The sequence below is a fragment of the Lysinibacillus sp. NPDC094403 genome (assembly GCF_050278745.1).
Taxonomy (GTDB): Bacteria; Bacillota; Bacilli; order Bacillales_A; family Planococcaceae; genus Lysinibacillus.
In genome coordinates, this window is the sequence record NZ_JBNNTL010000031.1 from 1 (window position 1) to 17,331 (window position 17,331).

Annotated in this window: 18 protein-coding genes and 1 riboswitch; of the genes, 14 read left to right on the top strand and 4 right to left on the bottom strand. The window is 34.3% G+C overall.

What is annotated here, in order from left to right:
* Window positions 1–569: 569 nt before the first annotated feature.
* Both ACQKMV_RS23040 and ACQKMV_RS23045 read right to left on the bottom strand, forming a co-directional pair.
* Window positions 570–812 carry a DUF2626 family protein gene (locus tag ACQKMV_RS23040; RefSeq protein WP_376074512.1) on the bottom strand — a complete coding sequence of 81 codons (243 nt, stop codon included), beginning with the start codon at window positions 810–812 and terminating at the stop codon, window positions 570–572.
* A gap of 120 nt (window positions 813–932) precedes the next feature.
* Window positions 933–1,643 carry a helix-turn-helix transcriptional regulator gene (locus tag ACQKMV_RS23045; RefSeq protein WP_427506739.1) on the bottom strand — a complete coding sequence of 237 codons (711 nt, stop codon included), beginning with the start codon at window positions 1,641–1,643 and terminating at the stop codon, window positions 933–935.
* 436 nt (window positions 1,644–2,079) lie between these two features.
* On the opposite strand from ACQKMV_RS23045, the gene ACQKMV_RS23050 reads away from it, so the two are divergent.
* From ACQKMV_RS23050 to gcvPB, 12 genes are all read left to right on the top strand, one after another.
* A complete protein-coding gene (locus ACQKMV_RS23050; RefSeq protein WP_427506741.1) occupies window positions 2,080–2,391 on the top strand; it encodes a hypothetical protein in 312 nt (103 codons plus the stop codon).
* A 511-nt stretch (window positions 2,392–2,902) separates the two neighbouring features.
* A complete protein-coding gene (gene comGA, locus ACQKMV_RS23055) occupies window positions 2,903–3,922 on the top strand; it encodes a competence type IV pilus ATPase ComGA (protein ID WP_427506742.1) in 1,020 nt (339 codons plus the stop codon).
* Window positions 3,900–4,973, top strand: a complete 1,074-nt coding sequence (comGB, locus tag ACQKMV_RS23060; protein WP_427506744.1) for a competence type IV pilus assembly protein ComGB — start codon at window positions 3,900–3,902, stop codon at window positions 4,971–4,973. The genes comGA and comGB overlap by 23 nt, the downstream gene beginning before the upstream one ends.
* Window positions 4,974–4,983: 10 nt before the next feature.
* Window positions 4,984–5,322 (top strand): competence type IV pilus major pilin ComGC, encoded by a 339-nt coding sequence (gene comGC / locus ACQKMV_RS23065; protein WP_427506746.1) that lies wholly within the window; start codon window positions 4,984–4,986, stop codon window positions 5,320–5,322.
* A complete protein-coding gene (gene comGD / locus ACQKMV_RS23070; protein ID WP_427506747.1) occupies window positions 5,322–5,762 on the top strand; it encodes a competence type IV pilus minor pilin ComGD in 441 nt (146 codons plus the stop codon). Before comGC ends, comGD begins: the two co-directional genes overlap by 1 nt.
* The gene (locus ACQKMV_RS23075) at window positions 5,755–6,072 is read left to right on the top strand and encodes a hypothetical protein (RefSeq protein ID WP_427506749.1); all 318 of its coding nucleotides are present in this window, start codon (window positions 5,755–5,757) and stop codon (window positions 6,070–6,072) included. Before comGD ends, ACQKMV_RS23075 begins: the two co-directional genes overlap by 8 nt.
* Window positions 6,065–6,490: a competence type IV pilus minor pilin ComGF gene (gene comGF / locus ACQKMV_RS23080; RefSeq protein ID WP_427506750.1), complete on the top strand. Its 426-nt coding sequence runs from the start codon at window positions 6,065–6,067 to the stop codon at window positions 6,488–6,490. The genes ACQKMV_RS23075 and comGF overlap by 8 nt, the downstream gene beginning before the upstream one ends.
* Window positions 6,468–6,668, top strand: coding sequence for a hypothetical protein (locus tag ACQKMV_RS23085; protein WP_427423139.1), 201 nt, complete (start codon window positions 6,468–6,470; stop codon window positions 6,666–6,668). Before comGF ends, ACQKMV_RS23085 begins: the two co-directional genes overlap by 23 nt.
* A gap of 19 nt (window positions 6,669–6,687) precedes the next feature.
* Window positions 6,688–7,203, top strand: a complete 516-nt coding sequence (locus ACQKMV_RS23090; protein ID WP_427506752.1) for a shikimate kinase — start codon at window positions 6,688–6,690, stop codon at window positions 7,201–7,203.
* Window positions 7,204–7,347: 144 nt separating this feature from the next.
* Window positions 7,348–7,440: riboswitch (glycine riboswitch) on the top strand.
* Window positions 7,441–7,734: 294 nt separating this feature from the next.
* On the top strand, window positions 7,735–8,838 hold the full coding sequence (gene gcvT, locus ACQKMV_RS23095) for a glycine cleavage system aminomethyltransferase GcvT (RefSeq protein WP_427506754.1): 1,104 nt from the start codon (window positions 7,735–7,737) through the stop codon (window positions 8,836–8,838).
* A gap of 25 nt (window positions 8,839–8,863) precedes the next feature.
* A complete protein-coding gene (gene gcvPA / locus ACQKMV_RS23100; protein WP_427423136.1) occupies window positions 8,864–10,210 on the top strand; it encodes an aminomethyl-transferring glycine dehydrogenase subunit GcvPA in 1,347 nt (448 codons plus the stop codon).
* Window positions 10,203–11,666 carry an aminomethyl-transferring glycine dehydrogenase subunit GcvPB gene (gene gcvPB / locus ACQKMV_RS23105; RefSeq protein ID WP_427506755.1) on the top strand — a complete coding sequence of 488 codons (1,464 nt, stop codon included), beginning with the start codon at window positions 10,203–10,205 and terminating at the stop codon, window positions 11,664–11,666. The genes gcvPA and gcvPB overlap by 8 nt, the downstream gene beginning before the upstream one ends.
* An 840-nt stretch (window positions 11,667–12,506) precedes the next feature.
* Here gcvPB and ACQKMV_RS23110 read toward each other — a convergent pair.
* Together ACQKMV_RS23110 and ACQKMV_RS23115 are read right to left on the bottom strand one after the other, a co-directional pair.
* Window positions 12,507–13,115: a response regulator gene (locus ACQKMV_RS23110; protein WP_427506757.1), complete on the bottom strand. Its 609-nt coding sequence runs from the start codon at window positions 13,113–13,115 to the stop codon at window positions 12,507–12,509.
* Window positions 13,093–14,739, bottom strand: coding sequence for a hypothetical protein (locus tag ACQKMV_RS23115; RefSeq protein ID WP_427506758.1), 1,647 nt, complete (start codon window positions 14,737–14,739; stop codon window positions 13,093–13,095). Before ACQKMV_RS23115 ends, ACQKMV_RS23110 begins: the two co-directional genes overlap by 23 nt.
* Before the next feature lie 936 nt (window positions 14,740–15,675).
* Here ACQKMV_RS23115 and ACQKMV_RS23120 point away from each other — a divergent pair.
* Window positions 15,676–16,599, top strand: a complete 924-nt coding sequence (locus tag ACQKMV_RS23120; RefSeq protein WP_427506760.1) for an ABC transporter ATP-binding protein — start codon at window positions 15,676–15,678, stop codon at window positions 16,597–16,599.
* Window positions 16,592–17,329 carry an ABC transporter permease gene (locus ACQKMV_RS23125; RefSeq protein WP_427506762.1) on the top strand — a complete coding sequence of 246 codons (738 nt, stop codon included), beginning with the start codon at window positions 16,592–16,594 and terminating at the stop codon, window positions 17,327–17,329. Before ACQKMV_RS23120 ends, ACQKMV_RS23125 begins: the two co-directional genes overlap by 8 nt.
* Window positions 17,330–17,331 lie beyond the last annotated feature (2 nt).

The following is a 17,331-nucleotide window of genomic DNA, read 5'->3' on the forward strand; positions in this document are numbered from 1 at the left end:
TCTGTGCGAAAGCGAAGCGACAGCAACAAAATGTTTTATCTGTGCGAAAGCGAAGCGACAGCAACAAAATGTTTTATCTGTGCGAAAGCGAAGCGACAGCAACAAAATGTTTTATCTGTGCGAAAGCGAAGCGACAGCAACAAATGTTTTCTGCGCGAAAGCGAAGCGGCAGCGATAAAAGCGCCCAGAGTGGAAATTAACCTTACGTTATGGAGACGAACTAAAATAAAAAAGGTGATGTAAATGGAATTATTATTGCTATTTTTCGCTGATTACTGATTTTCGTTATTTAGCTGTGATGATAGTATTTTCTTTAATTTTCATGCCATCTACCATGCCATTTTATTGGACAATTTCATCTTTGTGGGTGATTTTAAAGCCTAAATTAACTTCATAAAATACAAAAATCCCCCTTGCAATTCGTTGGATAGATAAAATAAACCAAAATCTAACCATGTAATTGCAAAGGGGGATTTTACTATGTCTTGATATATGATCATGCATCTGATGAATAATTTACATAAAAAAAGCATGTCTCACACTTGATGAGACACGCGTTTTTCTTTGTATTAATGACCGACACCAGGTACGTGAATGAATGTTGTATAGTACGTGAAGCCAGCAAAGAATACAGTTAAATATGCTCCGAAAATGTACATGTACATACGTTCTGAAAGGTTTAAGAAGCCTAATAATAAGAATAAACCTGTATTACCTACGAATAATAGCGATACTTCGTTCATACCACCAAGGTAGAACATAACTGCAAAAATACCTGTCCAGAATGCCATAACTTTATACATATTATCCATGAAGATTTCCCCTCCTTTTGCCCACGACACAATAATCTCTTACTCATTATAAATGATATGAAAGGTATCTGTAAACTGGAACTTCTGCTTCTTTGTGACAAACAATTGGATTTTTATAAATTAGCTTTCGATTTCTGTCACGTCTATTTCATATTTACATAAATCGCAATTATGTATCATGCTATCAATTTGTATTAACTCATTGCTCGAGTATAACGCATCGACCTGTCCCTTTAAATAGGATTCATGTAAAGAACAAACAATTTCTGAATGAGTAGTAAGCTGCTCCTGGAATGGACAATTATAAATGGAGAAAGTCACTCTTTTACCATGCTCTGTTTGTTGTACTTGCGGAATATAGCCAATTAATGCTGCATTGTCAGTTAATAGCTGAAGCTTTTGTTCGAAGGAAAGGGTATTATTTAATTGTAACTCAGCATTTAGATAATTCTTCATTTGCTGGTAACCGTCTTGGTAGCTTATGTCCTGGCATTTTTCTAAAGCAGATGGTCCAAATTCTTGAATTAATTGGATTGTCCATTTTAATAGTCGATCCTCATCACGTCTTGGGAACGTTAATGATACACCTTTATCAGATGCTTTATAAACACGACCAGGTCTACCACCTTTCCCAGTTTTGGCAAAATCAGCTGTAATTATATTGATTTCTGATAGCTTTGTTAAGTGTAAACGTGCAACGTTTGGATGGATGCCGAATTTATCAGCGATGTTTTGGACCGTTACTGTTTTCTTCTCTTGTAGGATGTACTCATAAATAGAGTATCTAGTTTCATCGGCCAACGTACTAGTAATTTTTAATGGATGGATCATTTACTTCACCTCTATGTATTTTTTTTGAATATTAACTCTTCTTCCAAGTGTAGGAAAAAAATCATGTTAATTCTATTATATTGCATTATTGAAAAAGAAACAGTTCCTTTAGGCATAAATATTAACTTTTTCATAGGATTATGTTCATATTTAGTGGAAATTTGCAGGATATCTACATTTTTATAGCAAAAAACATGTTTGATAGGAAATTTTATAGCAAATTTTTATTTTAAGAAAAGGGCTTTTCTCGTGACAGGTTCGTACCTATACTAGGAAATATCGTATAGAGCGGTTATATTCGAATGGACCAGAAGAGGGGGTTAAATTTGCGGAATTTTCAAATTCGTGTTGGGAAATGTGAACAACTTTTATCAAGTATTTCATTTGATATAAATATTCAAATTGGCGGAGTTGAGTTGAGATATGAATATTAAAAATGAGAAAAAAGGATGGAAAAAAAGATGAAAACTATGATTATACTCCAGAAGCTTCAAGATTTACACTAGCTATATTACTTGCAACGTTATTGATTTGGGCAATTTATGATAGTTTTAAGACAGGAAATACTGGGTTTCAATGGACGTTGGTAAGTGGAACATTTATTGTTTATATTTTAACTAAACAATATTTGATACGAAGAAATTCTAAAAAAAGGAAAAAACAATCAATAACTTTTTTGGAAATTCCATTTTTACATTATTATTTGGGGATAAATCTAACTTTTATATGGGGTTTAAGGGTTCTTTAACTTATGGTTTATATAGAACAAAGGATAAAAGAGTAGAGGATTTATAAAACATATATAAAAATACAAGGTACTTAAAATTAGGTGCCTTTTATTTTTATGTAAAAAACTTTAATCATTGGGTTGGGAGTCTGAAAAATCATGGATGTTTTGTTCCACTAATTTAAATTCATATAAAACGTATATTCTTATCAATTGTTGAAAACGATTGAGTAAAGCGTGATAAATAGGTAAACATAGTGTGCATATCTAGAGATGCGTAATAAAAAGAAGAAGTGAAAGTCGTTAAAATATAATTAGCCCCTTAAAAGTGATGATCTATAAGATTATGTTCAAAATTAGTGGAAATTTGCACGTTATCCACAATTTTATAGCAAAAAACATGTTTGATAGGAAATTTTATAGCAAATTTTTATTTTAAGAAAAGGGCTTTTCTCATGTTAGATTCGTATCTATACTAGGGAATAACGAATAGAGCGGTCATATTCGAATGAACTAGAAGAGGGGTGCGAATATGCAGAATTTTGAAATGATTGTTGAACAAAAATGTGAGCAACTTTTACTAAAGGCCTATCATTTCGGTGCATCAGATTTATTATTAGTTCCAGAAAGTGTACGATATCGTATTTATTTTCGAAAATATGATAAGTTACTCCAAGCAGGTGAATTACCGAATGATCTTGCGGAACGAATGATTTCCTTTTACAAATTTTTAGCGGCATTAGATATTAGCGAGCGGCGTAAACCCCAAAGCGGCTCCTTCCAAAAAGCTATGGAACAAGATCAATATGCCTTTCGTGTCTCTACACTTCCCTCAGTATTTTTAAAAGAAAGCCTAATTATCCGACTACTTCTACAAAATCATACATTCCCACTTACTTCCTTATCTTATTCCAAATATGCAGCAGACATGTTAATGGAACTAGTGAAACATCAACAAGGACTTTTATGTTTTACAGGTGCAACAGGCTCTGGTAAATCAACATCCTTGTATTCCCTTATCCATTACTGTTCGACAGAGCTAAATCGACATGTCATTTCATTAGAAGACCCTGTAGAAAACAACCAGGCTAATCTTTTGCAGATTCAAGTAAACGAACGGGCTGGCGTTACATATGCTACAGGCTTAAAGGCTATTTTACGCCACTCACCAGACGTTATTATGATTGGTGAAATACGCGATAAAGAGACTGCCAAAATCGCAATCGAAGCTTCGTTAACAGGTCATTTGGTGGTCTCGACAATTCATGCTAAGGATTCGGTTAACTGCCTTTATCGATTTATTGACTTAGGTGTTTCAGTAGAAGAACTTCGTCAAACTGTAGTAGGTATTGTTGCTCAAACACTTTTCCAATCTCCGATAATTCAAGAAGAACGTCGTGCATTGTTTGAAGTTTTAAGCGATGTTCATCTTCAAATGGCTATCAAAGCAATTATGCAAAAAACTAGCTACGAGCTACCTCATGATTTAACGCTTGAGGGTCAAAAAGAATTGATTGAGAGTCAGAACTATGCGAATACGAAAGTTTATTGAAAGAATTCGATTGGATTACAAAAAGGCAACAAAATGGCGAGTAAGGGAGCAAGCTCATTTTTTTAGTCGATTAAGTGTGTTAATGCAGGAAGGTTATTTATTCCCGCAGGCCATTTCTATTCTATTACCCCATCATATTGAAGCGCATGAAGAAATACAAAAGCTAATCAATGAAAAGCTGAGGCAAGGAGATGGTGTTTCAGGGGTTTTTGAAGCACTGCAAATTCCAAAGCAGCATTTAGTAGCCATTACAGTTGCAGAAATTAATGGGCATATGATTGAGACGTTAAAAGGTGTGGCAAAGCAAATGGCTTTAAGCGAATCGACTAAGAAAAAATTAATGAAGCTACTCTTATATCCAGTAGTACTCATTTTATTTTTGTTGCTATTGTTTTTAGTGTTTCGCACCATATTTTTTCCTAATATAGAAAAAATGGTGACAAGTCGAACTACCGGCACAGAGGAGACAAGCATTGCTTTATCAAAAGTATTATTGTATTTTCCAGATGCTTTAATGATCATAGGAATAGTAGTTATTTGTAGTGTTTTGATTTTTCAGCTTTATCTCAAACGGCGTCCGATTAATCACCAACTAAACATTTTTCTAAAAATCCCATTTATTCGGATTTATACACGATTGTCTTTGACGAGACAATTTGCAGCTTATTTAGGGAGTTTACTACAAAGTGGATTTTCTTTACAGGCAAGTCTCCAAATTTTAGAGGAGCAGCGACTTCAACCGTTTCTTCAGTATCTGGCGCGATGTATTAAGGAACGTGTTATTTTTGGTGATACGTTGACACAAGCTGTTGCTTTAATGTCAGTTTGGCAGAAGGATTTCTCGACATTTGTTGAACATGGAGAGCATAGTGGCTATTTAGGAAAAGAACTGGTACTGTATAGCGAATTATTAACTGAAAGGCAAGAGCAACTATTGCATAAAATTCTAGCGTTTGTGCAGCCGACCTTCTTTATCATTATCGCAATGTGCATAGTTGCCGCATACGTAAGTTTATTATTACCAATATATCACATGATTGAACTAGTATAGGAGGATATTAATGAAACGTATAAAGCAGCAAGCGGGTTTTACATTGATTGAAATGCTAATTGTCCTTTTGATTATTTCAATATTAATTTTAATTACAATCCCAAATGTTACGAAACATTTTGCCACGGTCGATGAGAAGGGCTGTAAAGCGTATATTAGCATGGTGCAAGGGCAGGTAGAGGCGTATAGAGTAGATTTTATGACTTATCCAACAATTGAAGACTTGGTAGCAAAAGGCTATTTGAAGAAGAATGAAACGACCTGTCCTAATAAAGCAGAGATTATGATAACTAATGATGGGGAGGTAAGATTGGCGAAGGCCTCTTCTGATTCTGGTTCAGGTAGCTGATGAATGTTATAAAAAGTGAGCGTGGCTATACGTTTGTTGAAATGCTAATTGTATTGTTTATCGTTATGTGTTTGTCAGCGATTGTCGTAAAGTATTCGTTAAAAGCAGAAGAAGCTAGGGAGCTTAAGCAATTTTTTACACAAATTCAATTAGATATCCAATATATACAAACTTATAGTATGCACCATAAGGAATATACTTCCATGAAGTTTGAGAGTTCATCAAAGAGATACATCATTAAAAAGGATTTTTATACAGAAGTATATGAACGACCTTTTCCGAAAGGGGTTGAGTTCATGCCTTCTTCGAGTTCGATTTACACGATAATATACAATTATAATGGAAACGTCATGACCCCAGGGACTGTTTCTTTTAAAACGCCTCAAGGCATTAAAAAAGTTGTGATTACGTTAGGACGAGGGAGATCGAGAGTTGAATGAATCTGGTTTTTCATTTGTAGAAACGATTATATCAATAGTCATTGTCATGTTATTATGCACGACATTAATACCCATTAGCTACACTATGAAAACGACTCTTTATAACAAAAAGTTAGAAGTTATAGCAGCGGAAACGGCTTATGAAGGCTTAAAGCATTTTCGCTACTTACAGCAAACGGAAGGCATTAAAACAATTGAAAATGTAGATTTTCGGTGGTCTATGAATGGACAAGGGATATGTGTAAGTTTTCAAAATACGCGAGAATTACGTAAAAAATGTATACAACTGACAGGTGAAGTTGATGAATGAGCGAGGCTATACATTATTAGAAGCGTTGTTTCAATTAGTTGTTTTTGCGCTTATTGCACATCTTGTTGTTTTCATTATGCTTTGGTTTGCTGAAATGAAAACAACGGTATTATCTGGTGAACAATCGAAGTGGGAGCTTTTTGTTTATGATTTGAATATGTATTTAAATGATATTTCATCATTTACGATTCGACAAGATCAAAAGAGAATAACCTTTCAAGCTGCAGATACCATTCATAAAATTGATTGTTACAGCAATATAATTCGTGATCAAGTCAATGGTGGCCATGTACCAATGTTAATTGGTATTAATAAATGCCAGTTCCAATATGAAAAAGATATGTTAACAGTAGATGTTGAATTATCAAGTGGTATCAAAAAGGAGCGAACTTTTTATGTTCCAGTTATTGAAAAATGACAGAGGGGCTATTTTTTTAATCGCAATTGCATTATTATTTTTTGTAACTACTTTTGTTCTTACGTATTTTACGTCTTATGAGGTTCAGTTTCGAACATATGATAGTCTAGAAAAGCTGAATGTTCGAGCTACGATAAATTTATTAGGACAAATTTTGTCAGACAGTGTAGAATCGTAGTTATAAGAAGGTGATTCGAATGCGAAAAATATATTTAGTTGGCTTTATGGGCTGTGGGAAAAGTGCGTTAGGCAGACGTTTGAGCTATTTGTTAAAGATGCCATATTATGACATGGATCGTGAGATTGTTAGGCAGCAAGGTATGACAATTCCACAGATATTTGAAAAATACGGAGAAGCACGTTTTCGAGAAATAGAAACAGAATTTTTGAAAAATTTCCGGGACGAAGCTTGTATTATTTCAACAGGTGGTGGAGTTGCAGTCAATGCTGAAAATCGAAAAATAATGAGACGCAGTGGACTCGTGTTTTTTTTAGATGCGACATTCGAAGATATTTACAAACGAATACAGCATGATCCCAACAGACCGATTGTACAGAGTTCAACGAAAGAGGAGCTAGAGAAGCTGTATCATTACAGAAGAAAGTTCTATCGCGAGGCAGGACATATACAAGTTTTAACAGAAGGTAGAACAATCCGCCAAATTCTTGAGTATTTAGTATTCCAAGTTAAAAGGTTGAAAGGCGAACTATGATAGGTGTGAATATCTTTAATGTTCGTGTTTTATTATAAATTAAAAAATGATTGCCTTTTCAATGCAATTAATGTTAGGATATAGACAAATAAGTAACTTAATGTTCATTGAATACTAAATAGTACCAAGATGAATCTTGGGCGGATGATTGTGCGGGGAGAGCACGTGTAGACGTCACCGAAGGAGCAAGTAGCAAAGTGTTATGAATCTCTCAGGTAAAAGGACTCGTACAAGACGCAACTCTGGAGAGAGCTGTAGTACAACAGCCACCAAAGGGGAAAGCCGGCTGATTGGCATTGTAGTAATGCGAGCCAGTCTGGTGTAACTTTCAGGTGCAAGGACAGAGAATCCCGAAAAGGGGTTCGTCTGTCTTTTTTTATGTCGAAATGTTTTGCCTAGTGAAAGCTTCCGAAAGGAGTTTGTTAGTTCCTTATTTGGATGAATAAACAGGGTAGCATTGACTGTACTAATAAAAAGAGCAGACGAACTACTACCAGTAAAAATGTAACTAACAATAAGGGGGCAAAAAGAATGACGAATGAATTAAAACGTACACCTCTATTTGACGAATACGCAAAGTATGGTGGTAAAACAATTGACTTCGGTGGTTGGGAATTACCAGTACAATTCTCTTCTATTAAAGAAGAGCATGATGCAGTACGTAATCGTGCAGGTTTATTTGATGTATCACATATGGGTGAAATTTTAGTAACGGGCCCTAATTCTCTAGAATTTTTACAAAATCTTTTGACAAATGATATTTCAAAAATTGCAGTAGGCCAAGCGCAATATAATGCAATGTGCTACGAAGATGGGGGCGTTGTCGATGATTTATTAACGTATAAATTAGCAGACAATCATTATTTACTATGTGTCAATGCATCGAATATTGAAAAAGATTATGATTGGATGATGGAAAATCAACATCAATATGATGTGACTATCGACAATCAATCGGATGCTTATGCACAGATTGCCCTCCAAGGTCCGTTAGCAGAAGAAGTTCTACAATCATTAACAGTTACTGATGTAAGTGCTATTAAATACTTCCGTTTCCAAGCAGATGTTGAGGTTGCTGGTCATAAAGCATTAGTATCTCGTAGTGGCTACACAGGAGAAGATGGTTTTGAATTATATGGCTCTCCAGAAGATATTAAAGCTCTATGGGATAAAATTTTAGAGGCTGGAAAAGACAAAGGCGTTGTTCCTGCAGGTTTAGGATGCCGTGATACACTTCGTTTTGAAGCAGGTCTTCCATTATACGGGCAAGAGCTATCAGCGACAATTTCACCTCTTGAGGCTGGCATTGGTTTTGCTGTGAAATTAAATAAAGAAGACTTTAATGGTCATGATGCATTAGTGGCACAAAAAGAAAATGGACTGTCACGTAAAATTGTGGGCATTGAAATGATTGATAAAGGAATTCCTCGTCATGGCTACAAAGTGTTTAAGGATGGTAAGGAAATCGGTGAAGTGACAACAGGTACACAGCTACCTTCATCTAAACGTAATGTTGGTAACGCGTTAATTGACAGTCAATTCGCAACTATCGGAACTGAATTGGAAATCGAAATTCGTGGTAAACACTTAAAGGTAGTAACAGTTGAAACACCGTTTTACAAGCGTTCAAAATAATATTTGAAAAGAGGGACCTACATTTATGAAACATCGTTATTTACCTATGACGGAGCAAGATAAACAAGAAATGTTAGACGTAATTGGTGTATCCTCAGTTGATGAGCTATTTGGAGATATTCCAGAAAAAGTACGTTTTAAAGGCCTATATGATATTAAAGAAGCAAAATCTGAATCAGCTTTATTGAAAGAATTATCAGCACTTGCTGCAAAAAATAAAGATACAAATGCTAACGTATCGTTTTTAGGTGCAGGCGTATACAACCACTATAAACCAATTATCGTGGACCACGTTATTTCTCGTTCAGAGTTTTACACAGCGTATACTCCATACCAACCAGAAATTTCACAAGGGGAATTACAAGCAATTTTTGAATTCCAAACGATGATTGCAGAACTTACAGGTATGGATCTTGCAAACTCTTCTATGTATGATGGAGGAACAGCATTAGCTGAAGCAGGTATGCTTGCAGCTGGTCATACACGCCGTAAGAAAATTTTAGTATCTGAAACGGTTCATCCTGAGTATCGCGATGTCGTTGCTACATATGCATACGGACAATCAATTGAAATTGTTACTGTGCCACATAAAGATGGTGTGACAGATGTAGAAGCATTAAAAGAACTAATCGATGATAATACGGCAGCTGTTATTGCACAATATCCTAACTTCTTTGGCCAAATAGAGGACTTACAAGTAATGAGTGATATTGCACATGATGCAAAAAGTTTATTTGTCGTATCTTCAAACCCACTTTCATTAGGGATTTTAACACCACCTGGTAAGCTAGGTGCTGATATTTGTGTAGGTGACGCACAAGTATTCGGTATTTCTGAAGCATTCGGTGGTCCGCACTGTGGTTTCTTTGCAGTAACAACGAAGCTAATGCGTAAAGTTCCAGGTCGTCTTGTTGGTGAAACAGTGGACGGTGAAGGTCGTCGTGGTTATGTTTTAACATTACAAGCGCGTGAACAACATATCCGTCGCGATAAAGCAACATCTAATATTTGTTCTAACCAAGCTCTTCTTGCACTTGCAGCTTCTGTAGCTATGACTGCTTTAGGTAAACAAGGCGTTCGTGAAATGGCTACGCAAAATATTGCGAAAACGCGCTATGCTAAAAATGCTTTTGAGGCGGCAGGCTTTACAGTAGCATTCCAAGGTGCACACTTTAACGAAATCGTTGTGAAAACAAATAAATGTGTGAAAGAAATCAATAAAGGCCTAATTGAAAAAGGTATCATCGGTGGTTATCCTTTAGGTCAAACATATGAATCTCTTAAAAATCACGTGCTAATCGCTGTAACAGAATTACGCACGAAGGAAGAAATTGATGCACTTGTTGCAGAAATGGGGGCTCTTAATGCATAACGAAAATCAATCACTCATTTTTGAAATTTCAAAAGAAGGTCGCGTAGGGTATAGCTTAGAAGCACTTGATGTACCAGAGGTTGATCTTGCAGATTTACTTCCTGCGAACTTAGTACGCGCTGAAGAGGCGGAATTACCAGAGGTTTCTGAGCTTGATATTATGCGTCACTATACAGCACTTTCTCGTCGAAACCACGGTGTAGACTCAGGTTTCTATCCTCTTGGCTCTTGTACGATGAAATATAATCCAAAAATTAACGAGGCTGTTGCACGAATTTCAGGCTTTGCTAATGTTCACCCATTACAGGATGAATCAACAACTCAAGGTGCGATGGAGCTTCTTTACGATTTACAAACTTCATTAGTTGAAATTACAGGTATGGATGAAGTGACATTACAACCTGCAGCAGGTGCTCATGGTGAATGGACAGCATTAATGATGATCCGCGCATTCCATGAAGCAAATGGTGAAGGTCATCGTAATAAAGTTATTGTTCCTGACTCTGCTCACGGTACAAACCCAGCATCGGCAACAGTTGCAGGCTTCGAAACTATCACTGTTAAATCGGATGAAGCTGGTTTAGTAGATATTGAAGATTTACGCAAAGTAGTTGGTCCTGATACAGCTGCATTAATGCTGACAAATCCAAATACACTTGGTCTATTTGAAGAAAACATTATCGAAATGGCAGAGCTAATTCACTCTGTTGGCGGTAAAGTATACTATGACGGTGCAAACTTAAACGCAGTTATGAGTAAAGCACGTCCTGGTGATATGGGCTTTGACTGCGTACACTTAAATCTACACAAAACATTTACAGGTCCTCACGGTGGCGGTGGCCCAGGTTCAGGTCCAGTAGGAGTGAAAGCTGATTTAATTCCATTCCTTCCTAAACCAGTTTTAGTAAGAACAGAGGAAGGAACATATCACTTCGATTACGAACGTCCACAATCAATCGGACGTGTTAAACCTTACTATGGTAACTTTGGTATTAACGTACGTGCATACACTTATATCCGTACAATGGGTCCAGATGGTTTGAAAGCTGTAACAGAATATGCTGTACTAAACGCAAACTATATGATGCGTCGCTTAGAGCCTTTCTATGATCTACCATACAACCGTCATTGTAAGCATGAATTTGTATTATCAGGTCGTCGTCAAAAGAAACTTGGCGTTCGTACTTTAGATATTGCAAAACGTCTGTTAGACTTTGGCTACCATCCACCAACAACTTACTTCCCATTAAATGTGGAAGAGGCGTTAATGATCGAGCCAACAGAAACAGAATCTAAAGAAACATTAGATGCATTCTGCGATAAAATGATCCAAATTGCAAAAGAAGCAGAAGAAAATCCATCAATCGTACAAGAAGCACCACATACAACAGTCGTAACTCGCTTAGACGAAACACGCGCTGCTCGTACACCTGTGCTTCGCTATCAAAAAGCATAATTAACTGCTATAAGGCGTCCAATAAGTATTTAGGTACTTGTTGGACGTCTTTTTTATTATTTTTTTGAGAAGCATTTTAACTTCAAAAGAGGCGGATCAATGAGGCAGAGATAAGAATAGAATCTGAGGTAATGGATAGAAGCGGCAGAGTGACGGAAAGAAGAGTCGAAGCGACGGAAAGAATGGCAAGAGCGACGGAAAGAAGAGCCAAGGTGATGGAAAGAATGGCCAGAACGACGGAAAGAAGAGTCGAAGTGACGGATAGAAAACAAAGCGACGGAAAGAAGAGCCAAGGCGAGGGAAAGAATGGTCCGAACGACGGAAAGAAAGTCGAGAGCGACGGATAGAACTATCAAAAAGATGGATAGGACCATCAAAAGAATGGATAGAACTATCAAAGTTCTGGATAGAACCATCAAAGTGTCAGGAAAAAAGGAAGCAAAATGAAAATACTAAGTAAGGGGGATAGTGATAATTATTACGAGCAATCTTCCAACAGAAGATGGGACTAAGGACTAGATCCTTCTCAAAAAAGTAGACTTCGAAAAGTAAAACGAAGCCCGTGTACAAATAGAAAATAGACTCGTCATGACTTTTCATGTCTAAACGAGTCTATTTTCTATTAATTTTGTTGTAAATAAGTGTACCCCTTGAAGTACCTATATGATGTTCTACTGAAAAATGTATGCCCTATTTAATCTATTCTTCCTCATGAAATTAATAATAAACTCATTATTTATCACCATTTTCATGTACAAATAGTCTCCCTTCACTTTCTGCTTGTCTTTTAAATTTTTGGCACCTTTATGTACAAAAAAACGACAATCCAAATAATTCTCTCTATTGTAGGTGAACATTTACAATACCTAATTCAATTGCCTTAATTACTGATGTAATAGCAGAATTTGTTTCCAATTTTTCATTTATAGAATATATATGGTTTCTAACTGTTCTTTCTGAAACAGATAGTTTTGTTGCGATTGCAGTTTGCTTAATTCCTTGTGAAAGCAGCTGAAGTACTTCTTTTTCTCTTGAAGTTAAGGATTGATATGCAAAATTATTTTCTTCTTTTTCAGGGAAAATTCTTTTATTTTCGAAATAAATTTTCTTTAATTGATTAATTAAATCTTCTACAGTGATGTGTTTATCTAAAAATCCATGAGCGTTTATACTCATTGCTCTTTCTTTATATTCAATTAAATCAAAACCAGATAAAAAAACTAGTTTTATGGGAAATTTTTTTAAAAGTTGTTCACCTAATTCTAATCCATTATAATCTCCCATATGAATATCCATCAACACAATGGAAGGTGAATAGCTTAAAACTACACTTTGAGCAATTTTGGGGTTTGATATATGTTTAAATTGGGAAACTTCAGGGGAATTTTTAAGTGTAATTTCCAAACTTTTGCCTATTAAACTGTGATCATCGACTAGCAGGATTTTCATTTGTCGCCTCCTTGTTAAAAGGAATTGTAATTTTAATCATTGTTCCGAAAGCTAAAGTTGGTATGGATAAAAGCTCAAATGAGCCATTAAGCCAATTTACATCATTTTTGATAGAAAGTAAGCCGACATGTTCTTTTGTTTGCATAAGTATCTTTTCAATCTGTAAATAGTCATTAATGCCAATACCATTATCTTCAATAACTATGGAAAGAAAGCTATTTTTAACGCTTATGTTTGTTTTTCCTATGCTGGCAGATGCGTGTTTTCCAATATTTTCATTCAATTCTTTAATAATTCTATATACAGGCGCAATAACATACTTTGGCAATGTTGCCTTTATATTATGCTTCAATATGAATTCTGTATCTGGATATTTTCTATTAAAGTCATCTATTAAAATTTGAATATTTTTTTCAAGAGGAAGGTAATATAACGTTGATGGAGAAGTATTGAAAATCTCTGTTCGAATTGAACGAACTAATTTAGAAAATTCAATATTTATGAGTCCGATAATTTCCGCATTACCTTCTAAATTTGATACAAGAGTATGTAATCCAATGACTGATTGAAGTATATGATCATGTAAATAGTTTGTATATTTCTTTTTTTCAGTTTCAATGCTATTAAATAATTTCATTTGTAAAAGTTGATTTGTATTCAAACAGGTTTCTACATATTTTTGATGTGTAGAATACAGTAATCTGACAGTATCTAAAATGATTGTATACTGTGTAATAATATCCTCGACCTTTGATAGGTTAACTTTATGATTTACTGATTCAAAGAAAACCCAGGTAGTCTCATCGGAAATCTCAACAGGGATACATTCAAATATACCTAATTCTAATTCAATTGTTTGATTTTTCTTTTCTAACATTGGTAATTGCTTTTTAACTGTTTTTAATATTTTTTTTCCTGTTTGACAAAGTACTAATTGATCTTTATTAGACTCCATTAGTATAAGAATAGTTGGACTCAAAGTTATATCTTCTAAACGTTCTGATATTAAATTAGAAACACCGTTTAGAAAGTTCGAATAGGTTACTTGATTCAAAATTTCAATTTTTTCATTGTTCAACGTATCGAAACTTTTTTTAATACGAGATTTTTTTTGATACTCAATTGCATTTAAAGATAAATGAGAGAGATAACAAAATATTAGAAAGACAGAAGTAATAAATATTCTTTTTTCAAAAGCTAAATTGAGTAAGCTAATCAAAAGAAAAAAGAGAGTGCTATAAAATATTATAGATATACTCAAAAAGAAATTCTTAGACAAAGTAATCAATTTATTTTGAACGAGTGTATAGGTAATACATGTTGGAAAAACAATCACTAATATTGCAGTTTTATATCCTTCAAATAGATAGAAGCTAGGTATAATTCTTGGGATTAAATACAAGGCAATAAAAGGAATAAAAGATAGGAAAATTGAAATGCTTATAATTTTAAAATTAAAAGAGTTAAAAAAAAGTTTTTTCTCTCGTACGATTGTTAAGTAGCTTATAGTGACTGAGACAATTAAAAGTAAAATCAAGTTATATTCAGGATAAAATTTGATTAGAAAAGATAAATAGCAGTATATAGAGACGATTAGTAAGATTGTAAAGTTTCTTTTAAACATTTTTGAATCATCTGAATGGATAAAGGAATGTAAAAATAGATAGAGTATGATAGGACAAATACATAAAAGAAATAGTCCAATTAAGTTTATAAAAAAAATATTAGAGTAAATAAATAAAAACATTAACGACATGCAAGAAGTTAAGAAAAAAAATTCAGATGTTGAAGGATATTTAGGCAGTCTTTTATAAACAAAGGTTCCGAGAAAAAGGAGGTAAAAACTAATGAAAAGATATAAAAAGTCAGTACCCTGTTCTATATAAAAAGAATATGTAAGTAATATTAACCATGGGGTAATTAACATGACATTCAATCTTATTTTCATTTGCTCTTACCGCCTTTTATGTATATTGACAATAGTGTAATAGCTTCCTCATGATCTGGAAAGGCACAGCTTCCTTTGTCTCCAGAATTTAGTGTAGAATGATATGTTTTGTGTTTTAAAACTGCTTGCTCCTTTTTCTTTGATAGAATTCGCTTCTCCTCTAACATAAGCTTTTTTTTATATTTTTCTCCATAATTACACTCCTTTGTTATTACTTTTAAGGGAAAAGTTACCTCGCGTATAATGTTATGTGTTTATATGGAATTTGTCTATTAGTTTCTATAAATTTCCGGTTTTACTCATGAAAATAATTCAAAAGCGTTTTAGTATAAATGTACGTCTCTGCTGATACTAGATGAAGCTACCCATCAGATTGATGCCATTACAGAGAAAAAGATCAACCAAAATTTGAAATCCAAAGCAATAACTCAAATCATTATTTCTCATAGGCTACAAAACATTGTTGATTCAGACAAAATAATTGTAATAGATAATAGTCAAATTAAAGGGATAGGTTCACATCAGGAACTTCTAATGGGAAATGATCTTTACAAAGAATTATGGGAAAATCAGGGGTACTAATTATATGATGAAATCTTGAGGTGAACGCAATTGGAAAAAAAGATGATTGAAATTACCAATCTTACAAAAGAGTATAATGAGAGTGCTGTGGTAAGTAATGTCAGTATGACAATAAAAAAAGGAAGAGTTTATGGATTATTAGGTAGAAACGGTGCCGGTAAAACAACAATTATGAAAATGATCTTAGGTCTTATCGAACCCTCGAATGGAGAAATTAAGATATTAGGAAAGAGTCTAAAAGGTCATGAAAAAGAATTATATCCAAAGATTGGCTCTATTATTGAAACGCCAAGTTTTTATCCTAATCTTACAGGCACAGAAAATCTACAAATTTTTGCTAGATTAAGAGGTGTGGACAATAAAGAGATTCAAAAAGTGTTAACAATGGTAAATCTACCGTACAAAGACAAAAAAGTTTTTGGAAAATATTCATTGGGAATGAAGCAGCGCTTAGGAATTGCCAATGCGATAATGCATAATCCTGACTTACTAATCTTGGATGAACCAACAAATGGGCTTGATCCAATTGGAATTTCTGAAGTACGTGACTTGTTAAAGAAAATGTGCGAGCGAGAAGGTAAGACAATCTTAATTTCTAGCCATATTCTATCAGAAATCGAATTGCTAGTTGATGATATTGGTATCATTAATTCTGGAAATTTACTTGTCGAAGACACATTACACAATATTCGTCAACAAAATAGAAGTTGTCTAGTCTTTAAAGTTAAACAATCTGATGTAGAAAAAAGTAAGTTGATTTTAGCTGAGAAGTTAGCTATTTCCGACTATGTTGAAAGAGATGGTCAATTTAAAATTTATGAGGCAATGGAGCGATTTTCTGAGATTAATAAGGCTTTCGTCAGTCATGACATTACAATTCTTTCTACAGAAAACCATAAACCAACGTTAGAAGAATATTTTATTCGGGTTACTGGAGGTGAAGGGATTGGTTGATATTTTTATTAGTGAATTTCAAAAGCTAAAGAGGAAGAAGATTTTAGTTACAATATTATTGGTGACGAATATTTTGCCAATCCTTTTAGCTGTTTACTTTAAAATGTTACCTCCCAATAGCCCTGTTCTTGGAAATTTCCCTAGTTTTTATAAAATGTGTTTGGCATATATGGGACTGTTAATACTGCCAATACTAATCGGCATTCTGTATGCTTACTTTTTTCATCTCGAATACTCAAATAATATCTTAAAACAATTATTGGTGATACCAATAAAGAAAAGAGATATCGTAATTTCGAAATTTTTAGTTATCGAAGTACTTAGTATAATCTTAATGCTTATTTATGCACTAGTGATAATTATAGGAGGGGTACTAATTGGTAAATTTGAAATTTCCCTTCTATCCATTGGAAGAGTTGTTTTATTGGCATTAGGAACGGGAGTGTTGATTCCTATAGCATGTTCACCGATTCTGATCTTCACGTCAATTAGTAGAAGTATAATACTTCCCGTTTGCGTATCATTTGTTTATGCATTAATTGGTTTTATGGGAGCAGAGAGCTTTGTTTCTGTCCATACTGTCCTTAATGCTATTAATATTATCTATTATAAAAACACGGAAGGATTATTGATTTCTGGAAATGTTATTGTCAGTATTGTTAATTTAAGCATCATTACAGTTATTTCGATTACATTATCTATTCTGTTTTTTAAACGAAGAGAGGAGTAGTG

Bases quoted from the DNA above. Each gene is read 5' to 3' on its own strand.
- ACQKMV_RS23040 (WP_376074512.1), bottom strand. From the start codon at position 812: ATGGATAATATGTATAAAGTTATGGCATTCTGGACAGGTATTTTTGCA.
- ACQKMV_RS23045 (WP_427506739.1), bottom strand. From the start codon at position 1,643: ATGATCCATCCATTAAAAATTACTAGTACGTTGGCCGATGAAACTAGA.
- ACQKMV_RS23050 (WP_427506741.1), top strand. From the start codon at position 2,080: ATGAGAAAAAAGGATGGAAAAAAAGATGAAAACTATGATTATACTCCA.
- comGA (WP_427506742.1), top strand. From the start codon at position 2,903: ATGCAGAATTTTGAAATGATTGTTGAACAAAAATGTGAGCAACTTTTA.
- comGB (WP_427506744.1), top strand. From the start codon at position 3,900: ATGCGAATACGAAAGTTTATTGAAAGAATTCGATTGGATTACAAAAAG.
- comGC (WP_427506746.1), top strand. From the start codon at position 4,984: ATGAAACGTATAAAGCAGCAAGCGGGTTTTACATTGATTGAAATGCTA.
- comGD (WP_427506747.1), top strand. From the start codon at position 5,322: ATGAATGTTATAAAAAGTGAGCGTGGCTATACGTTTGTTGAAATGCTA.
- comGF (WP_427506750.1), top strand. From the start codon at position 6,065: ATGAATGAGCGAGGCTATACATTATTAGAAGCGTTGTTTCAATTAGTT.
- ACQKMV_RS23085 (WP_427423139.1), top strand. From the start codon at position 6,468: ATGTTCCAGTTATTGAAAAATGACAGAGGGGCTATTTTTTTAATCGCA.
- ACQKMV_RS23090 (WP_427506752.1), top strand. From the start codon at position 6,688: ATGCGAAAAATATATTTAGTTGGCTTTATGGGCTGTGGGAAAAGTGCG.
- gcvT (WP_427506754.1), top strand. From the start codon at position 7,735: ATGACGAATGAATTAAAACGTACACCTCTATTTGACGAATACGCAAAG.
- gcvPA (WP_427423136.1), top strand. From the start codon at position 8,864: ATGAAACATCGTTATTTACCTATGACGGAGCAAGATAAACAAGAAATG.
- gcvPB (WP_427506755.1), top strand. From the start codon at position 10,203: ATGCATAACGAAAATCAATCACTCATTTTTGAAATTTCAAAAGAAGGT.
- ACQKMV_RS23110 (WP_427506757.1), bottom strand. From the start codon at position 13,115: ATGAAAATCCTGCTAGTCGATGATCACAGTTTAATAGGCAAAAGTTTG.
- ACQKMV_RS23115 (WP_427506758.1), bottom strand. From the start codon at position 14,739: ATGTTTAAAAGAAACTTTACAATCTTACTAATCGTCTCTATATACTGC.